The 18,211-nt window shown below is 36.8% G+C and carries 21 protein-coding genes and 1 pseudogene; 21 read left to right on the top strand and 1 reads right to left on the bottom strand.

Annotated features, from left to right (window positions below; genetic code table 11):
- The first annotated feature begins 73 nt into the window (after positions 1 to 73).
- From mtrB to EJN67_RS07060, 21 genes and pseudogenes are all read left to right on the top strand, one after another.
- Positions 74 to 310 carry a trp RNA-binding attenuation protein MtrB gene (gene mtrB, locus EJN67_RS07160; protein ID WP_129723664.1) on the top strand — a complete coding sequence of 79 codons (237 nt, stop codon included), beginning with the start codon at positions 74 to 76 and terminating at the stop codon, positions 308 to 310.
- A 22-nt stretch (positions 311 to 332) separates the two neighbouring features.
- Positions 333 to 530, top strand: a complete 198-nt coding sequence (locus tag EJN67_RS07155; RefSeq protein WP_129723663.1) for a hypothetical protein — start codon at positions 333 to 335, stop codon at positions 528 to 530.
- Between the two features lie 111 nt (positions 531 to 641).
- Positions 642 to 1,601 carry a 6-phosphofructokinase gene (gene pfkA / locus EJN67_RS07150; RefSeq protein ID WP_129723662.1) on the top strand — a complete coding sequence of 320 codons (960 nt, stop codon included), beginning with the start codon at positions 642 to 644 and terminating at the stop codon, positions 1,599 to 1,601.
- An 11-nt stretch (positions 1,602 to 1,612) separates the two neighbouring features.
- Positions 1,613 to 3,037, top strand: a pseudogene (gene pyk, locus EJN67_RS07145) (pyruvate kinase); the annotation flags it as partial.
- 32 nt (positions 3,038 to 3,069) lie between these two features.
- Complete coding sequence (locus tag EJN67_RS07140; protein WP_129723660.1) at positions 3,070 to 3,501, top strand: acyl-CoA thioesterase; 432 nt, start codon at positions 3,070 to 3,072, stop codon at positions 3,499 to 3,501.
- A 66-nt stretch (positions 3,502 to 3,567) separates the two neighbouring features.
- Positions 3,568 to 4,938: a 23S rRNA (uracil(1939)-C(5))-methyltransferase RlmD gene (gene rlmD, locus EJN67_RS07135; RefSeq protein WP_129723659.1), complete on the top strand. Its 1,371-nt coding sequence runs from the start codon at positions 3,568 to 3,570 to the stop codon at positions 4,936 to 4,938.
- Between the two features lie 320 nt (positions 4,939 to 5,258).
- A complete protein-coding gene (locus tag EJN67_RS07130; protein ID WP_014451314.1) occupies positions 5,259 to 5,519 on the top strand; it encodes a hypothetical protein in 261 nt (86 codons plus the stop codon).
- A 24-nt stretch (positions 5,520 to 5,543) separates the two neighbouring features.
- A complete protein-coding gene (locus EJN67_RS07125; protein WP_014451313.1) occupies positions 5,544 to 6,470 on the top strand; it encodes a recombinase family protein in 927 nt (308 codons plus the stop codon).
- A gap of 38 nt (positions 6,471 to 6,508) precedes the next feature.
- The gene (locus EJN67_RS07120) at positions 6,509 to 7,366 is read left to right on the top strand and encodes a metallophosphoesterase (RefSeq protein ID WP_064012482.1); all 858 of its coding nucleotides are present in this window, start codon (positions 6,509 to 6,511) and stop codon (positions 7,364 to 7,366) included.
- Positions 7,367 to 7,968: 602 nt separating this feature from the next.
- Positions 7,969 to 8,493, top strand: a complete 525-nt coding sequence (locus tag EJN67_RS07115) for a WapI family immunity protein (RefSeq protein ID WP_129723658.1) — start codon at positions 7,969 to 7,971, stop codon at positions 8,491 to 8,493.
- Between the two features lie 21 nt (positions 8,494 to 8,514).
- Positions 8,515 to 9,438 carry a recombinase family protein gene (locus EJN67_RS07110; protein WP_129723657.1) on the top strand — a complete coding sequence of 308 codons (924 nt, stop codon included), beginning with the start codon at positions 8,515 to 8,517 and terminating at the stop codon, positions 9,436 to 9,438.
- Positions 9,439 to 9,479: 41 nt separating this feature from the next.
- Positions 9,480 to 9,812, top strand: a complete 333-nt coding sequence (locus tag EJN67_RS07105) for a hypothetical protein (protein WP_058258312.1) — start codon at positions 9,480 to 9,482, stop codon at positions 9,810 to 9,812.
- 631 nt (positions 9,813 to 10,443) lie between these two features.
- Positions 10,444 to 10,629: a hypothetical protein gene (locus tag EJN67_RS07100; RefSeq protein ID WP_129723656.1), complete on the top strand. Its 186-nt coding sequence runs from the start codon at positions 10,444 to 10,446 to the stop codon at positions 10,627 to 10,629.
- A 22-nt stretch (positions 10,630 to 10,651) separates the two neighbouring features.
- Complete coding sequence (locus EJN67_RS07095) at positions 10,652 to 10,897, top strand: hypothetical protein (protein ID WP_129723655.1); 246 nt, start codon at positions 10,652 to 10,654, stop codon at positions 10,895 to 10,897.
- Positions 10,898 to 10,921: 24 nt separating this feature from the next.
- Entirely contained in the window at positions 10,922 to 11,116 is a 195-nt protein-coding gene (locus EJN67_RS07090) for a Sec23/Sec24 zinc finger-containing protein (RefSeq protein ID WP_129723654.1), read from the top strand.
- 276 nt (positions 11,117 to 11,392) lie between these two features.
- A complete protein-coding gene (locus EJN67_RS07085) occupies positions 11,393 to 12,154 on the top strand; it encodes a hypothetical protein (protein ID WP_129723653.1) in 762 nt (253 codons plus the stop codon).
- Positions 12,151 to 12,570 carry a (deoxy)nucleoside triphosphate pyrophosphohydrolase gene (locus EJN67_RS07080; RefSeq protein WP_165000788.1) on the top strand — a complete coding sequence of 140 codons (420 nt, stop codon included), beginning with the start codon at positions 12,151 to 12,153 and terminating at the stop codon, positions 12,568 to 12,570. Before EJN67_RS07085 ends, EJN67_RS07080 begins: the two co-directional genes overlap by 4 nt.
- Positions 12,571 to 12,583: 13 nt before the next feature.
- Positions 12,584 to 13,510 carry a recombinase family protein gene (locus EJN67_RS07075; protein ID WP_129723651.1) on the top strand — a complete coding sequence of 309 codons (927 nt, stop codon included), beginning with the start codon at positions 12,584 to 12,586 and terminating at the stop codon, positions 13,508 to 13,510.
- A gap of 487 nt (positions 13,511 to 13,997) precedes the next feature.
- Positions 13,998 to 14,207 carry a helix-turn-helix domain-containing protein gene (locus EJN67_RS07070; RefSeq protein ID WP_058259153.1) on the top strand — a complete coding sequence of 70 codons (210 nt, stop codon included), beginning with the start codon at positions 13,998 to 14,000 and terminating at the stop codon, positions 14,205 to 14,207.
- A 42-nt stretch (positions 14,208 to 14,249) separates the two neighbouring features.
- Entirely contained in the window at positions 14,250 to 16,208 is a 1,959-nt protein-coding gene (locus tag EJN67_RS07065; RefSeq protein ID WP_129723650.1) for an N-6 DNA methylase, read from the top strand.
- Positions 16,205 to 17,377, top strand: a complete 1,173-nt coding sequence (locus tag EJN67_RS07060; RefSeq protein ID WP_129723649.1) for a restriction endonuclease subunit S — start codon at positions 16,205 to 16,207, stop codon at positions 17,375 to 17,377. Before EJN67_RS07065 ends, EJN67_RS07060 begins: the two co-directional genes overlap by 4 nt.
- A gap of 179 nt (positions 17,378 to 17,556) precedes the next feature.
- Here EJN67_RS07060 and EJN67_RS07055 read toward each other — a convergent pair.
- The coding region (locus EJN67_RS07055) for a transposase (protein ID WP_165000787.1) at positions 17,557 to 18,211 on the bottom strand (655 nt) is incomplete at its 5' end.

Genomic DNA, 18,211 nt, shown 5'->3' with positions numbered 1-18,211 from the left:
ATATGTATTTATATATGATATAATAACAAAGAAGATTTCGAAAAGGCTTTTGAACTGGAGGAGGATAGGCAGTATGGATGAAGATAGGGTTTTAGATGATTATGTATGCGTTTTGGCATTAGAGGATGGAGTTAGCATAATTGGTATGACAAGGGGTAGAGATACTAAGTTTCATCATACGGAAAAATTAGATAAGGGAGAGGTTATGCTTGCTCAATTTACGGAAAATACATCTGCTATAAAGATTCGTGGTAAGGCAAAGATACTTACTAAGTATGGGGATTTGTTATCAGGTAGCCAGGATGATTGATTAATTATTAGGAGGGCTGGATATGTGGATAGTTATATATATGGCCCAGTCAGAGGATACTGCCAAAGACATACAGAGTATGCTGACGGATGAAGGCTTTTTAGTTAAGTCAAGGCCTATATACAAGAATGTATCTGAGCAGGATAATTGCTATGAGATACTTGTTCCTCAGTCAGAAGCTTATGAAGCCCGTTGTATTCTAGTGGATAAAGGATACTGACGATATTATAATTGGTTTGTACATTATAAAATATAGGTTGAATAAAATAATCCAAATTTTGGATAAAATTATATTTTTAAGTTAACCTTGATAGAGGTAGGAGGAGTTTATATGAAAACAATTGGAGTTTTAACCAGCGGAGGAGATGCACCAGGAATGAATGCTGCCATAAGGGCAGTTGTTCGAACAGCCATATTCAATAATATGAAGGTATTAGGTGTAAAAAGGGGTTATAATGGTCTTATCCATGGTGAGATAGATGAGATGGATGTAGCTTCTGTAGGAGATATAGTACACCGTGGAGGTACTATCCTTAGGACTGCCAGATGCCAGGAATTTAAAACCCCTGAAGGGCAGAAGATGGCCCTTGATATGATAAATCATTTTGGCATAGAGGGTATGGTAGTAATAGGCGGAGATGGTTCATTTAGGGGTGCACAGGTATTGAGTAGAATGGGTGTGCCTTCTGTTGCTATACCTGGCACCATAGATAATGATATTGCCTGTTCAGATTTTTCCATAGGATTTGATACGGCAGTTAATACAGTTCTGGATGCTATAAATAAGATAAGGGATACCATAACTTCCCATGGTAGGGCAAATATTATACAGGTAATGGGTCGAAATGCAGGCGATATTGCCCTTTATGCCGGAGTAGGCGGAGGCGCAGAAAATATAATAGTGCCTGAGATACCCTTTGATGTAGATGATATATGTAATAGACTTTTAGAAGGTAAAAAAAGGGGAAAGCTATCTCAGATAATAGTATTAGCTGAGGGTGTAGGGAATGCCTCTGAATTTGCAAAGATCATAGAAGCTAAAACTGGTATAGAAATACGTGAGACAATATTGGGTCATATACAACGGGGTGGAAATCCTACTTCATTTGACAGGATATTGGCCAGTCGTATGGGTGCACATGCAGTTGGTCTATTGAGGGATGGAATAGGAAATAGGGTAGTATGCATAAGAAATAACAGTATTATAGATGAGGATATAGAAAAAGCCCTGTCTATGACTAAGGAATTTGATAAAGAACTTTACGCCTTATCCAAAGTATTATCTATTTAAAGGTGGTTTATATGAGAAGAACAAAGATTATATGTACCATAGGACCGGCGAGTGAAAGTCCTGAAAAGGTAAAGGAATTACTCGAAAATGGTGCCAATGTAGTAAGGCTTAATTTTTCCCATGGTGATTATGAAGAACATAAAAATCGGATAGAACTGGTAAAGAAGTTTAGGCGGGAGATGCAGATACCAGTTGCCATATTGCTTGATACCAAGGGTCCGGAGATTCGGCTAGGAAAATTTAAGGATAAAGTGGTAGTGCTAAAGGAAGGGCAGTCGTTTATTCTAACTACTAAGGAAATATTAGGTGATGAAAATAGGGTCAGCATATCTTATGGCAATATCACCCAGGATGTGTCTATTGGATCCAGGATACTTCTAGATGATGGACTTATAGAACTTAATGTAGATAAGATAGATGGTACTGAAGTATATTGTAAAGTGATAAATGGTGGTGTAATAGGGGATCACAAGGGGGTAAACTTACCTGGGACATCGGTAAGCTTACCTCCTGTTACTGATAAGGATATACGTGATATAAAGTTTGGCATTGAAAACGATATAGATTATATAGCTGCGTCATTTGTTCGGAGTGCCGATGATGTTAGAGAGATCCGTCGCATACTAGGGGAGAATGGTGGAGAAGGTATACAAATAATAGCTAAGATAGAGAATCAGCAGGGTGTTGATAATATAGAGGATATAATAAAGGTAGCAGACGGTATAATGATAGCTAGGGGGGATCTTGGAGTAGAGATACCTACAGAGGATGTCCCGGTGGTACAAAAGCAGATCATATATAAGTGTGTGAGGGCTTGTAAGCCTGTAATTATAGCTACACAGATGCTTGATTCAATGATTAGAAATCCCAGACCTACAAGGGCTGAAGCCAGTGATGTAGCAAATGCCATATATGATGGGGCAGATGCCATAATGTTATCTGGAGAAACGGCAGCAGGTAAATATCCAGTTGAGGCCCTTGCCACCATGTGCCGTATAGCTGAACGGATGGAGGCCAATCTGGATTATAAGAAGGTATTTGAAAGGTGTAATATATGTGATATTGATGCTAAAAACACCATAACTAGCGCAATAAGTCATGCGACCAACACCATTGCAGATGATCTAAATGCATCTGCTATAATTACCCCTACACAATCGGGATATACAGCTAGGATGGTGTCAAGATACAGGCCTAAATACCCGATAATTGCTACTACTACTTCTGAGTGTGTTTATAGGAAATTAGCTCTAATATGGGGGGTTATGCCATATATGGCTCCTGATACTGACAATACCGATGATATGATAGATAGTGCTGTTGAGATTGCACGTAAGACAGATATTATACAGGATGGGGATACAGTGATCATAACGGCGGGAGTGCCAGCGGGTTTAAGTGGTACCACCAATCTTATAAAGGTGCATATGGTGGGACATTAATATATTTTAAACAGGGGGCATGCTTTATGTATACTTGTGATACTATTATAACTGCCAGGTATAAGGAAACTGATAGAATGGGTATAGTCCATCATTCAAACTATTATGTGTGGTTTGAAGTGGGCAGGACAGAATTTATGAAGTACTATGGAATGAACTATGCTGAAATGGAGCATCTTGGGCTTATGATGCCGGTTATAGAGACTCGCTGTTTTTACAAACAGCCTGCAAGATATGATGATATTGTGATTGTAAGAACTAGTATAGGCGAATTAAAGGGTGCCCGTGTAAGTATGAAGTATGATATAATAAAGCAGAACGATGAGAGTTTATTGGTACATGGATATACTGTGCATGCTTTTACTGACACTAGTTTAAAGCCTATAAATGTAAGAAGGGCTTTTCCTGATATATATGGTAAATTTGTTAAATATGCAAATAAATCTAAGAATGATTAGATATATGAATGAGGAATGCTATTAGATAGTATTCCTTTTTGCATTTTAGACTATGGAGGTGGGCGGATGAGTCGCGATTTGCCAGTTAAGAAAAATGAAGAATACATACTAACGATAGAAAATATGGGCATAAATGGTGAAGGGATAGGCAGGATAGAGGGATATACCCTCTTTATTTCTGGGGCTATTCCAGAAGAAAAGGTACGGATAAAGGTTATAAAGATAAATAAAAATTATGGATATGGCAAGCTTATGGAGATAATAGAGCCATCACCATATAGGGTAGAACCCTTTTGCCCATATAGTACAAGGTGTGGGGGATGTCAATTACAGCATCTTAATTATAAAGCTCAATTGGATTACAAGACCAGATTGGTAAAGGATGCAATGGAGCGCATAGCAAAGATTTATGATTTAAAGATCCATCCAACCATTGGTATGGATGATCTACTAGGATATAGAAATAAAGCACAGTTTCCGGTGGGGCTTGTTAGGGATAGCTTAGCTATAGGTTTTTATGCCCCACGGAGTCATGACATAATAGATATGGATACCTGTTTTATACAGCATGGAATAAATGATGATATCATACATATTATAAGGCAATTTATAAAGGAATATGACATATCCATATATGATGAAATAAAGCATAGAGGCATAATACGGCATATAGTTACAAAGGTAGGCTTTAAAAGTGGTCAGGTTATGGTGATCATAGTAACCAATGGTTCAAGTTTGCCCCATAAGGACAAACTTATAGATATGCTACGGAATAGTATACCTGGGATATGCAGCATAGTGCAGAATATAAATCGGGAAAAGACGAATGTAATATTGGGAAATAAAAATATAACCCTGTGGGGTAAGGATTATATTGTAGACACAATAGGAGAGTTTAAATTTAAAATCTCACCCTTATCATTTTTTCAGGTAAATCCTGTGCAGACTGAGATTTTATATAAAAAGGCTCTGGAGTTTGCTAATCTTACGGGAAATGAAATCGTGGTAGATGCCTATAGTGGTATAGGTACCATATCTCTATTTTTGGCTAAAAATGCGAAAAAGGTGTACAGCGTAGAGGTGGTAAAAGAGGCGGGAGAAGATGCCAAAGAAAATGCTAGGATAAACGATATAAATAATGTAGAATTTATACAGGGAGAATCGGAAGTTGTAATACCAAAGTTAGTAGAGGATGGATTAAAGATAGATGTTGCAGTGGTGGATCCTCCAAGAAAAGGCTGTGATGCAAGACTTTTAGATGCGCTTATCAAGGCTAATCCAGAGAGGATTGTGTATGTATCCTGCAATCCTGCTACTTTGGCCAGAGATTTGCGCTATCTATGGGATAGGGGTTACAAGGCGGGAGAAGTGCAACCAGTCGATATGTTTCCATTCACGACACATGTTGAGACGGTGGTATTGATGTCAAGGGTATAAAAATAAGGTGTATTTAAAACATTGATAAATCAAGGGTTTCCAAGTGTAGTTAGTTTTTCTAGATTATTTTCTAGAGCTGATAATGCTGGGAAACCCTTATTTTTAGTGGTTGAGGAAACATATCAAAGACTAAAATTGCCATAGGGTTGAGTTGACAGATTAGATGGATTGGTAGGGTTGTGGAGATAGGATAGATGTGATAAGATATTTTAAATAGCCTACATATCATAAATAATGTTTTGCTATATGTTGAATAGTCAGTGTGTACGTTTATAAAATTTTAAGGCTTTATTTTATATGAATTGGAAGTGGGGATCAGCATGTTTAAAAAAATAAATAATTTCTTGAATTGTTTAATTGGTTCATTTATCGGTGTGTTTATTGCTCATAGTATATATACATATTTTGATTTTAGAAATAATCCAGGTTTATATGAGATTCAATCGACACCTTGGCACATGAGTATTCAAGTATATGGGTGGGGTACTGCTGTAATAATATTTATTGCTATTATTCTTAAGTTATTAATAAAAAAGAAAATGAAAGAAATTAATAATACTTTTTATGTTGATTGTTTATAAAAAATATTAATTTGGAGGTAGAACATGTCTAAAAACCCAAAAGTTCATTTTATACCACCTAAACCTCCAAAACGAGAGAAAAGAGTAGGTATTTACTGCCGGGTCAGTAGTAATAGTTTTGAACAATTGAAAAGCCTTACTGCTCAAGTATCTGCCCTTACAAGGGTAACTGCGGCCACGCCTCAATGGTTACTTGTTGATGTTTATATGGATATTGCCTCTGGGAAAACCGGTTCTTCTCGCAAAGAGTTCTCTCGTATGCTTGAAGATTGCAACTCCCATAATCTAGATATAATACTCACTAAGAGTATTAGCCGATTTGGTAGAGATACAGTGGATACACTTGAAGCATTAAATCAACTAAAAACGTTAGGAGTTCGTGTAATATTTGAGCAAGAAGATCTAGATACTGCAAATACAGATAGTGACCTTATGATATCTATCATCGAAGCTATTGCACAGGCGGAAAATGAATCTAGAAGTGATAATATAAAATGGGGTATTAAACAAAGAGCGGCACAAGGCACTTCAAAGCTGTATAACCGTAAATGTTATGGCTATAAAAATGATGTTGATGGCAGTCTTATTATAGATGATGAAGAGGCTAAAAATGTACAGCTAATATTTGATTTTTACCTTCAAGGCAAAAGTATTATAGGAATAATTGAAGAGTTAGAAAAGCTTGGTATTAAATCCCCAACTGGAAAAGATAAGTGGAGTAAAAGGACAATTGATGTAATGTTAAGTAATGAAAAATATATAGGAATAGTTCGACTATTAAATTCAGGGAAGTACGAAGCTCATTATATTTCTGAAGATAATAATCCTTCTATTATAAGTGATGAACAGTTTAAGGCAGTACAGATTGAGAAGGCAAATAGAAGTAATGTTATAAAGGGTGAAGATGGCAACCAGAGAAAAAATAAAAAGTACAGTTCTAAGAGAAAATAGCAAATTTGGATTTATGGAGGTTATTTGGATTGAAAAAAATGAAAAATAATAATAAATCAAAAAGAATCATCATAATTACAATTCTAATCTTATTGGCTGTTTTTGGAGGTATAACCGTCTGGGGTAATCTTACAGTAGGCACCACTCGTTATAAGATAACTTTGGAGCGTTTGCCAGTTGCATTTGAAGGATATAAGATTGCACAGATTGCAGATTTGCATAATTCAGAATTTGGAGAGGATAATTCGAAAACAATTAAAATCTTGAAAGAGGAGAATCCTGATATCATTGTTATTACTGGTGATCTGGTAGATTCAAATCACATGGACATAGACATTGCAATAAAGTTTATTCAACAGGCGGTAAAAATTTCTCCGTGCTATTATGTGACAGGCAACCATGAGGCATGGATTGGAGATATCTACTATGAACTGGAAGAACAATTGCTCGACGCAGGTGTCACTGTATTACGTGATGAGGTGATTACAATATCGAATGATAAAGACAGCATTCAACTGATTGGTTTGGACGATCCTGATTTTTCAGATCAGGCTCCTTACCTTCAAGAGAGCATGCTAGAGGCTAAACTTTACAATATGAATTTAAAAGATGGGTTCAAGATTTTATTGTCGCACAGACCAGAATTCTTTGGAGTATATGTAAAAAATGACATTGATTTAGTTCTCAGTGGTCATGCACATGGCGGGCAGTTCAGAATTCCTTTTATAGGGGGCGTTATTGCTCCAAATCAGGGGTTTTTCCCAAAATATGATGCAGGAGAATATCATGAAGCCAATACTACGATGATTGTCAGTCGTGGTATTGGAAACAGCATAATTCCTGTAAGAATTAATAACAGGCCAGAAGTGGTTATTGTCCAATTATATTCTCAATGATAAAACCTAGCTTACAGGGTCTTTTGAAGCATAAAAACAAAATAGCCTACTTTCTTAAAGGTAAGCATAGATGACATAGAAAAGAAAATAGCCTACTTTCTTAAAGGTAAGCATAGATGACATAGAAAAGAAAAACGACGAGTAAACATTGATAAATAAAGATATCTTACGATTTATTGACTTATTCCATAAATAGCCTAAGTATTTCACGTTGAGTGTGTTGTCTTGATGTCAAGGGTAAAAGAGTAGGGTGTGAAAAGGGCTTGATATAAGGGCTTTTCGGGGTTTTGTGGTCGAAAATCACTGCTCAGAAATTGCGTGATTTTTGCTTCGTGGAAACAGGTCGAAGCAAGCAAATTTGCTTGTGACAGAGCGATTTAGATGTCATAGCTCGGCGTGTGGTCGAGTTAGATGTCAGCCTTCGCGAGTGGTCAGGTTGGATGTTTTTTCGGACTTTTTTAGGTTGTGTGGTCAGGTTGGATATTGGGGTTATAAGTTGGAGAAATAGGCTAATCAACATATCTGAATTTTGCGAATATGTTAATTATCCTAACTTGATAGACTTAGCAAAAGGGATATATAAATGAAAGGAAGGGATTTCAATGTGGTTAAAACTTGATCTAGACGGAATTGTTTTTCAAATACAGATTAGTGGTTATCAGCCTTCGCCTACCGAAAACTGGGATTCACAATGGTGCAGAACTAGTCTTTCCTTAGCATCAAAAAACTGGCTAAACTATATGATTGAAAATGATGAGTTGCTTTTAACATGTGAGATTCAAACATTGGCAGAAAGTTTACAAAAGCTGCTTAATGATGGATTTAACGAAATAACAGAGATAGAGTGCATTGAACCAGACTTTAAATTTATATTGCACCCCAAGAAAGACTTAAGAAACGATCCAAGATACATATATGTCCGAGAGGGCCATGAAATAGAAGATATTTCAATGGAATGGGTTGTTTTATTTTGGAACGATGGATTAACAAATAATTATTTATCTATGGAATTTGATAGGGATGATATCGAACATCTTCTCAATTATTTAGAAATGATTATGGGTAGTATTGATAAGCAAAGCGAAACGATTACTGAGATGATTAATAAAGGAATTATTTACGGATAATTTTTCGAAGGAGGTATTGTCGTGCCTGATAATAAAACAATTCATTTCATACCACCATTGCCTCCTAAACGGGAAAAGCGAGTAGGCATTTACTGTCGTGTGAGCACAAGCAGTGCTGATCAGTTAAAAAGTCTTACAGCCCAAGTATCGGCGCTAACAAGATTGACAGCAGCTAATCCCAAATGGTTATTAGTAGATGTGTATATAGATATTACTTCAAGCAAGACAGGTTCTTCCCGCAAAGAGTTTTTTCGTATGCTGCAGGACTGTAAGTCTCATGATATAGAAATTATCCTAACCAAGAGCATCAGCAGATTTGGTCGAGACACTGTAGAGATTCTTGATGCCTTGAACCAGCTAAAAAATCTTGGCGTTCGCGTTATATTTGAACAGGAAGTGCTTGATACAGCTGATACGGATAATGATCTCATGATTTCCATAATCGAATCAATAGCGCAGGCAGAGAACGAATCACGCAGTGAAAATATTAAGTGGGGAATCAAACAACGTGCTGCGCAAGGTACCTCAAAGCTTTATAATAGAAAATGCTATGGGTATTATAATGACGAAGATGGTAATCTGGTCATTAATGAGGAAGAAGCAAAAAATGTTCGTTTAATATATAACCTCTATCTTCAGGGTAAAAGCGTTTTAGGTATTGTGAAAGATCTGGAACGGCTGGGGATCAAATCCCCTACCGGGAAGTCAACTTGGCCTAAGAGAACAATTGACGTAATGCTCAGTAATGAAAAATATACGGGCACCGTTCGGTTGTTGGATAACGGAAAACACGATTCATATTATCAGGCAGAGAATAACAATCCTGCAATAGTTTCAAAGGAAACTTTCCAAGCGGTGCAGATTGAAAAACAGCATCGAAGCAATGTTATCGAGGACGAAAAAGGAAGTAAGCGAAAAAGCAAAAAATACAGTTCGAAGAAGTAGATTTAGAAAAGGGAGTTTTTTATATCTAGCGAGGTGCATTTATGAAATATTTTTGTTATGTAAGTGACCGTGTGGGAACATGTTATCATGAATTTTACAAAGGGAAATGGGACGGTAAAACCTTCTGGAAATCAGATTCAATACTATTGCATGATGATACTCTTGAAGAGTTACAACTATATAAAGCATTTACCGCAGTTCTTCCTGACTATGATCCATATGGAGAAACACAAGTTAATCAATCGCAATGGGAAGCTATACTTGATTATGCATCGCAATTGGATACTGAAGCAAAACCAGCCCTTACTGAAGCTGCTGCTTGGGTAAAAAATGTATTCGAAAATGAAGGAGTATTTACAATCTTAGGAATATAAAGCACAAATTTTTAAAGACGTAAAATCAAATAGCCTAATCGAGAATTATTTAGCGAGAGGACAGGATGGATATCAAACCAGCATAAACACAGCATTCTTGCTGCATTTTTGGAAAGTGTGAAATAGCCTAAAAACTTCACGTTGAGTGCGTAGTCTTGATGTCGAAGGTGAAAGATTGAGTTTGCTGAAAACCCTTATATATTAAGGCTTTTAGTACGCATGGGTATGAAACCCATAGAGTAAAATTATGAAAATATCGCTTCGTGGAAACAAGTCCATAATAGCAGTATTTGATAGTCAAGTGGTCAGGTTAGATGTCATGGCTTGGCGAGTGGTCGGATTAGATGTCGGCGTTCACGAGTGGTCGATTTAGATGTTTTTTCGTAAATCCTTGAGGTTGTGTGGTCGGGTTGGATGTTTGAATAAAATAAGCAGCAGTAAACAAGAGTTTGTAAAGGCATTTAAGCCAGAAAGGAGTTATGTCATGAGCATTACACCAGAAGAAAAAAGTATTTAGTAGAACAAACAGTGAAACTAACTTATGTCTACTGAACAAAAGTTAATTTTTGAGCAAATGGGTGGATATTACGAAGAAAAACTTTGAAGTCAATTATTAGGAAGGGGGTACTATATGAAATTTGGAGAAACAGAAATCGTTAGAAAAGAAGGCAATGTTTGCCTTTTGAAAATTGGTTGTAGAGGCGATAGAGAAGCTTTTTGTGTAATTGGCGATGGCTCTACACAACATTATGATGATTATGAAGATGCCTTAGATGAATTTAATTTGCGCTGGATGAAGGCAAAGTTTGGCGAATGAATCCCAATAAAGGAGTTTTACGATGAATATTGAATGTCATGTTATAAGTGCAAAGAACATCGGTTGGGAAGATAATTTAGGAGATGGTACATATGACTATTATTTCTTCCCAACTAGCAAATATAGTAAATCAGATGTCGTTTCGCTATTTACGCCTGTTCAAAAAACAACCCAACAAGGTTATCCCTATACGGCATATGAATATCAAGGCAAAACATACTACGAAATCATCCATACGATTGACACTGTGGATGAAAGCTATGTCTAAATATTTGAAAGGAGGGAGAGCACAATGGGCGAGAGATTTGCAGGAATAGATTGGTGGTGTGATAGGTGTGGTGCTTATCTTAACGGTCAATCAGGTTTTAATGACCATAAATACACATGGAAATGCACAGAATGCGGATTCAAGAATAGCATTTCGCGTGACAACATTTATGAGTCTCATGAAGACTTTTTCAGTCGAAAAAACAAAGACGATGACTAAATCAAATTGAGTGAAAAACATGAAAATATCGCTTCGCGGAAACAAGTCTATAAAGGCGCTTTTTGATAGTCAAGTGGTCAGGTTAGATGTCATAGCCCCGCGAGTGGTCGGGTTAGATGTCAGCCTTCGCGAGTGGTCAGGTTAGATGTTTTTTCGTATTTTTTTGAGGTTGTGTGGTCGGGTTGGATGTTGGTATAAAAAAGATGATAATAGGCTAATCATCATTCCTGTAATATGCTATAATGTTTGTTATTCATTGGAGAAAGGAAGAATATTATGAACCTTATAAATATAAAAGTATTTCATAATACGCTTGGGACAGGCTCCGTCATTGAATTTGACGGTCAATATATCACTGTTCAATTCGTAGGCAAGACGAGTAAGTTCATATACCCAGACGCATTCGATAAATTCCTCAAAGCTGAAGATCCAACCGTACAAGAAGCAATCATGGCTGATATTATTTCCGTCAAGCAAGCTGAGGAAGAAAAGCGCCAAGCCGAGCTTGCTGCTCGTAAAGCTGAAGAAGAAAGAAAAAGCCAGACTGCTGTATCAACCATAAGAAAAGCAACAAATATTGAAGACGGCTTTGGTAAAGACTATAATGTTGCGCACTTAGCGAGACAACCCATTCTTACATACCAAGAGGTTGAGGAACAATTTAATATCAAAATTTCTGGTTTCGGGAGAGGGATTAATATAACACCATCAACCGTTGTCTTAATTTCCTCTGTTGATAAAAAGAAGTCTGGATTCGTTTATCATGATCACTGGACTACGGATGGCGATTATATTTATTCTGGCGAAGGAAAAGTCGGAGATCAGAAGATGACATCTCGCAACAGGGCTATTGTGGATGCTGCTACAGAGGGAAAAGTTATTCACCTATTCGTTAAATTTTCTCCCAAAGAGTATTATTACCAGGGTATATTCGAGCTTACAAATTATACATATGAAGATGCATTAGACGAGAATGGAAATACAAGAAAAGAGTATAAGTTTAGACTCAAAAAAGTAAAGAGAGGCATAGAATCTTGATTCAGGTAACTGCAGCAATTATACAAAGGGACAGTAAACTGCTTATCTGTCAGAGACCTAAGGGAAAACGCTGCGAGCTGTTATGGGAATTTCCAGGAGGAAAGATCGAGGCTGACGAAACGCCAGAGGAGTGCCTTGCACGTGAATGTCACGAGGAATTAGGAATAACAGTTAAAGCAGAGCGGCTTGCACAAGAAGTTGTATATGCATATCCAGACATCACCGTCAATATTCGCTTTTATTTTTGTAAACTTATTGGTGGGGAGCCGGTTTGTATTGAGCATAACGACATTCAGTGGTTCACCCTTGATGAAGTGTCAAAATTACCACTATGTCCTGCTGACAAAAAGATGTTTAATTTAATTTCAGATAATATTAAAGGGTATCTGGCGCAGACAACTTCCAATCCAGACTAAATGGAGGTTAATTATGGCTGAAGATAATAAAAGAATTCATTTTATACCACCATTACCACCTAAGCGAGAAAAGCGAGTAGGCATCTACTGCCGCGTAAGTACAAACAGTACTGAACAGTTGAAAAGCCTTACCGCTCAAGTGTCAGCACTTACAAGATTGACAGCAGCCAATCCAAAATGGTTGTTGGTTGATGTGTATATAGATATTGCTTCAAGTAAGACAGGTTCCTCTCGAAAAGAGTTTTCTCGCATGTTACAGGACTGTAAGTCACGTGATATAGAGATTATCCTAACTAAGAGCATCAGCAGATTTGGCCGAGATACGGTTGAGATTCTTGATGCACTTAATAAGCTAAAAGTTCTCGGTGTTCGTGTCATATTTGAACAGGAACAGCTGGATACAGCTGATACAGACAGCGGCCTTATGATTTCTATTGTTGAGTCTTTTGCTCAAGCTGAAAACGAGTCAAGAAGTGACAATATTAAATGGGGTATCAAACAACGCGCTGCACAAGGTACTTCAAAGTTATACAATAGAAAGTGCTATGGGTATTACAATGATGAAGATGGTAATCTGGCTATTGATGAGAAAGAGGCGAAAAATGTCCGGATGATATTTAACCTCTATCTTCAGGGTAAGAGTGTTTTAGGTGTTGTAAAAGAACTGGAGCGACTGGGTATCAAGTCCCCTACCGGAAAGGATACATGGCCTAAGAGAACAATTGACGTAATGCTCAGTAATGAAAAGTATATGGGCGACGTTCGGTTATTGGACAACGGAAAGCATAGCTCATATTATTTGGCTGAGGGTAACAATCCGGCGATAATACCTAAGGAAACATTCCAAGCAGTACAACTTGAAAAACAGCAGCGAAGTAATGTTATAAAAAGTGAAGATGGTAGCCAGCGGAAAAACAAAAAATACAGTTCAAAGCAGTAAAAATTATAAAATAGCCTAATCGAGAATTATTTCTTGAGAGGTCAGGATAGATGTTAAACCAGTATAAACACAGCATTTTTACTGTATTTATTAAAGATGTGAAATAGCCTAAAAACTTCACGTGGAGATAGTATGTTTAATGTCTAGAAAGTGATGTCCAGAAAGCCTTGAGAATACTGAGTTTTATAAAATGAAAGTAAATCTGTCTACTCGACTTAAGCCCTCGATATGTGTACGTGGAAACATATCGAGGGTATATTTTTGTGCAAAATTTGAGCTAGAATATGGGTAGGGTTGAGTTGACAGATTAGATATATCTATAGGGTTGAGGAGATAGAATGGATGTGACATTCTATACACCTGACAATAGGATTTAGAGTAATAATTATTGAATTCAAATCAAAAATCATGCGAACTTAAAGAAAATGTTTGCAAAATAATGATGCTAATGATATCATGTAATTATACATACATAGAGGTGATTAGAATGGCAATTAGTTATAAAAAGCTTTGGAAGCTTCTTATTGATAGAGATATGAAAAAGAAAGACTTACAGAAACTTGCAGGCATTAGTTCTGCTACGATCACAAAGCTTGGTAAAAACGAAAATGTTAGTACAGAAATAATACAAAAAATCTGTATAGCGTTGGAATGTGACGTCTGTGATATCATGGAAATGGATACCAAACGGAATTAGTATTTATTATTGTGAAATATCAATCAAATGGAGGCTTGTTTAATGATAAATATAAGAAAATTAGAATCAGAATTATGGGAATCAGCAGATCTCTTACGTCAAGGTTCTAAATTAAGTTCTCAAGAATATTGCATGCCGGTTCTTGGTTTAATCTTTTTGCGTTATGCATATAGTCGGTTTAAATACGTGGAAGCTGAAATTCTAAAAGACCGTCCTGTACGTAATGGTCGTGTACTTCCTGTTGAGTCAAGTGATTTTAAACAAAAAAGCGCTATTTTTTTACCTGAAAAGGCTCGATATGATTATCTGCTCAATTTGCCAGACGATGCTGATTGTGGGAAGGCAGTCAATGAGGCTATGGAGTTAATTGAGGCAGAGAGTACTCAATTGAAAGGAATACTACCTAAAACATATACTTCTTTTGGAAATGATTTGTTGAAAGAATTGTTGCGTATTTTTAATAATAGTGCATTGAACGAAATCAACGATGATATCCTTGGGCGTATTTATGAGTATTTCTTAAATAAGTTTGCTTCAGCTATCGCATCGGATGATGGAGTTTTCTTTACACCTAAATCTTTAGTAAAAATGATTGTGAATATAATTGAGCCAACTCATGGAATAGTCTTGGATCCGGCCTGTGGCAGTGGTGGGATGTTTGTTTCTTCCAGCGATTTTGTCAATGTTGAAGGAATCAATGCTAATTCTGCAATGACTTTTTATGGACAAGAAAAAGTAGAGTTTAATGCGAAGTTATGTATCATGAATATGGCTGTACACGGACTAAATGCAAAAATCAAATCTGGTGATGAGGCTAACAGCTTCTATCATGATGCTCATAATCTGGAAGGTAGATGTGATTATGTAATGGCTAATCCCCCATTTAATGTAGATAAAGTAAAAGCAGAATCTACTCAGAATGCAGGACGCCTACCTTTTGGATTGCCAGGAGTGAATCAGAAAAAGGAAGTCTCTAACGCTAATTATCTCTGGATTTCATATTTCTATGCTTATTTAAATGATACCGGACGTGCTGGCTTTGTTATGGCCGCTTCTGCTACGGATAGTGGTAATAAGGAAAGAGAAATTAGAAAGCAGCTTATCCAGACGGGACATGTAGATTGTTTAATGTCAGTAGCAAATAATTTCTTTTATAAGGTTTCGTTACCTTGTTCACTTTGGTTTTTTGATAAGGGAAAGAAAGAAGAATTAAAGGATAAAGTACTTTTTATAGATTCTCGTAATTACTATACCGTAGTGGATCGAACACTCAATGAGTGGAGTGAATGGCAGATGAAAAACCTCAATGCCATTGTCTGGCTATATCGTGGAGAGAAGGAGAAATATACAAAACTATTACAGGATTATAGTACTCAAATTATCAATGATTGCAAAGAACTCGATACTGAATTTGAAAGTGTGTCGGTACTGATGAATGGCTATGGTGAGAAACTTAAGCCATTGCGAGCTCAGGTAGCTGATATCATTAAAAATGCTGAGGATATTAATCAGTTATTACCGCTGAATGATATGTTGAAGAAGTATACTACAGAACTTAATGCTTCATTAAAAGCTCTTTTTGAGTACGGTGATGGATTGGAAAAGGAAGAAGCTAAAGATTTTGCTAAATCCATCGACGAATCAGCAACAACTTGGGATCGCTTTAAAAAGTCTGTTTCTGCTAGCCTTGAGGAGGTTGTATCTCAAATCAAGGCCTACCGTACAGTGATAAAAGAAGCAAAATGGCTCACTGAGAAATTCGGAGACGGCACATATACCGATGTTCTGGGACTTTGTAAAGTTGCAACTATAGATGAAATAGAAGAAAAGAACTGGAGCCTTACTCCGGGTGCATATGTGGGAGTAGCTCCTGTAGAAGAAGATGATGAAAACTTTGAAGAAAGAATGACTGAAATTCATAAGGAACTCTTAACCTTACAGGCAGAAGCAAATCAGTTAATGGATACAATTTCAGCGAATTTTGAGGAGCTGGGGATATGAAGTGGGAAACTGTAAATCTAGGTGACGTACTACACTTAATAATTGGAGGGGGAACTCCATCAAAATCAAAATCGGAGTACTGGAATGGTGATATTTTTTGGTGCTCAGTTAAAGATATGGAAGACGATAAACACTACCTTTCATATACTAAAGACACTATAACAAAAAAAGGTCTTGAAAACAGCTCTGCTAATCTAATAAAGGCGGGGACTGTAATCACTTCTACTAGAATGGGTTTAGGTCGTGCATTCATAAATAAAGTAGACATGGCTATAAATCAAGATCTTAAAGCTTTGATTCCAAATGAGCGAATTGATAATAGGTTTTTATTATGGACCATAGTATCGAAAAGAAATGAACTCAATATGTTAGGGCGAGGTTCAACAGTAAAGGGTATTACTTTAGATATATTGAAAAGTATTGAGATAGCACTTCCCCCCCTGATAGTTCAACGTCGTATTGCCGACATTCTCTCAGCCTATGATGATTTAATTGAAAATAATCAAAAGCAGATTAAGTTGCTGGAAGAAGCGGCCATGCGATTGTATAAAGAATGGTTTGTAAATCTTCGATTCCCTGGATATGAAAACACTAAGATAGTTGATGGTGTGCCGGATGGTTGGAGCCGAAAAAAACTTATTGATATAGCTGATATTACAATGGGACAGAGTCCAAAATCAGAATATTATAATGATAAACAACAAGGTTTACCCTTCCATCAAGGCGTTACAAATTATGGATATCGATTTGTAATTGATGATACATATTCTACGAGTTACACACGTATTGCAGAAGCGGGAAGTATTTTGTTCAGTGTACGTGCACCAGTAGGGCGAATGAATATTACAAAAAATAAAATTGTTATTGGTCGTGGCTTAGCAGCTATTAATCATAGAGAAGGTTTGCAGAGCTTTCTTTTCTATATGCTTAAGAACCGATTTTATAAAGATGATCTAATTGGAAACGGAGCAATATATGCTTCAATAACAAAATCTGCTTTGCATTCACAAGAATTTCTAATACCTAGTGATAATTTAGCAAATAAGTTCAATAGCGTTGCGAAAAGTATTGATCAGCAGATAACCAATGCTGATCGACAGATTATTTTATTGAAACAAGCCCGTGATAAACTTCTTCCCAAACTTATGAACGGCGACATTGAGGTATAGACCAGCTAATTAAAGTCAAGTAGTTTTATAAAATAATTTTGAAAGTTTCTTGAGGGTCTTCTTGCAGCAGAAAATTAAAAAATGGCATGGCAATGAGACCACCTAAGGAACATTGATTAAAAATAGCTGGTTAAAAGACTAACTGAACCTTGAAAACTAAATATCAAATACAAGTACTGCTAAGCTGCAGTATGCTTTCTTGTAAGCATCTTAGCATGTTCTTCGGGAGTACGTAGTTCAAAAGGTTTTCTATCCCTGAGAACAGCAAAGATGATATAAACAAGTTTATGCATAACTGCTCCTAAAGCTACTTTTTTAGGCTTGCTCTGTGACTTTCTCTTATAGAAATCCATTAGTACAGGATTACACGGTTCACTGTTACGTTTAGTTCGGATATTGGCAAGTGCCGTAGTATAGAGCACCCTCCTAAGCAGCTTTGAGCCCCTTTTAGACATCTTATTACGGGTACCGGTGAATTCTCCAGATTGCATTACTGAAGGGTCAATTCCAAAGTATGCGACTAGTTTTTTTGGTTTCGAGAAAGCTGAGAAATCACCGATCTCAGCAATGATAGTAGCAGCTGTAAGAAAGCCTATACCAGGGATACTTTGAAGAAGTTCAAGGGTCGGGGATATTACAGGCACATCCTTTGACAAGTCATCGTCAATTAATTGGTGAATTGCCTTTAAGATTTTAGTAAGACTATTTTGGAGGTTTTTAACCATAGAGATATAAACGGTGAGCATTGTTACGTTAGCAGTATTATTAACGCTTAAGGGCTCAAACTCCTTCGCTTTGAGGACTAGTAATTCATACTTTGCTGTTGCCCACTCA

It is taken from the genome of Xylanivirga thermophila, from assembly GCF_004138105.1.
Taxonomy (GTDB): Bacteria; Bacillota; Clostridia; order Caldicoprobacterales; family Xylanivirgaceae; genus Xylanivirga; species Xylanivirga thermophila.
This window is presented reverse-complemented; position numbering and strand designations above follow the sequence as displayed.

Excerpts from the sequence above, each read along its gene's own strand:
- mtrB (WP_129723664.1), top strand. The coding sequence starts at position 74 with ATGGATGAAGATAGGGTTTTAGATGATTATGTATGCGTTTTGGCATTA.
- EJN67_RS07155 (WP_129723663.1), top strand. The coding sequence starts at position 333 with ATGTGGATAGTTATATATATGGCCCAGTCAGAGGATACTGCCAAAGAC.
- pfkA (WP_129723662.1), top strand. The coding sequence starts at position 642 with ATGAAAACAATTGGAGTTTTAACCAGCGGAGGAGATGCACCAGGAATG.
- EJN67_RS07140 (WP_129723660.1), top strand. The coding sequence starts at position 3,070 with ATGTATACTTGTGATACTATTATAACTGCCAGGTATAAGGAAACTGAT.
- rlmD (WP_129723659.1), top strand. The coding sequence starts at position 3,568 with ATGAGTCGCGATTTGCCAGTTAAGAAAAATGAAGAATACATACTAACG.
- EJN67_RS07130 (WP_014451314.1), top strand. The coding sequence starts at position 5,259 with ATGTTTAAAAAAATAAATAATTTCTTGAATTGTTTAATTGGTTCATTT.
- EJN67_RS07125 (WP_014451313.1), top strand. The coding sequence starts at position 5,544 with ATGTCTAAAAACCCAAAAGTTCATTTTATACCACCTAAACCTCCAAAA.
- EJN67_RS07120 (WP_064012482.1), top strand. The coding sequence starts at position 6,509 with ATGAAAAATAATAATAAATCAAAAAGAATCATCATAATTACAATTCTA.
- EJN67_RS07115 (WP_129723658.1), top strand. The coding sequence starts at position 7,969 with ATGTGGTTAAAACTTGATCTAGACGGAATTGTTTTTCAAATACAGATT.
- EJN67_RS07105 (WP_058258312.1), top strand. The coding sequence starts at position 9,480 with ATGAAATATTTTTGTTATGTAAGTGACCGTGTGGGAACATGTTATCAT.
- EJN67_RS07100 (WP_129723656.1), top strand. The coding sequence starts at position 10,444 with ATGAAATTTGGAGAAACAGAAATCGTTAGAAAAGAAGGCAATGTTTGC.
- EJN67_RS07095 (WP_129723655.1), top strand. The coding sequence starts at position 10,652 with ATGAATATTGAATGTCATGTTATAAGTGCAAAGAACATCGGTTGGGAA.
- EJN67_RS07090 (WP_129723654.1), top strand. The coding sequence starts at position 10,922 with ATGGGCGAGAGATTTGCAGGAATAGATTGGTGGTGTGATAGGTGTGGT.
- EJN67_RS07085 (WP_129723653.1), top strand. The coding sequence starts at position 11,393 with ATGAACCTTATAAATATAAAAGTATTTCATAATACGCTTGGGACAGGC.
- EJN67_RS07075 (WP_129723651.1), top strand. The coding sequence starts at position 12,584 with ATGGCTGAAGATAATAAAAGAATTCATTTTATACCACCATTACCACCT.
- EJN67_RS07070 (WP_058259153.1), top strand. The coding sequence starts at position 13,998 with ATGGCAATTAGTTATAAAAAGCTTTGGAAGCTTCTTATTGATAGAGAT.
- EJN67_RS07065 (WP_129723650.1), top strand. The coding sequence starts at position 14,250 with ATGATAAATATAAGAAAATTAGAATCAGAATTATGGGAATCAGCAGAT.
- EJN67_RS07060 (WP_129723649.1), top strand. The coding sequence starts at position 16,205 with ATGAAGTGGGAAACTGTAAATCTAGGTGACGTACTACACTTAATAATT.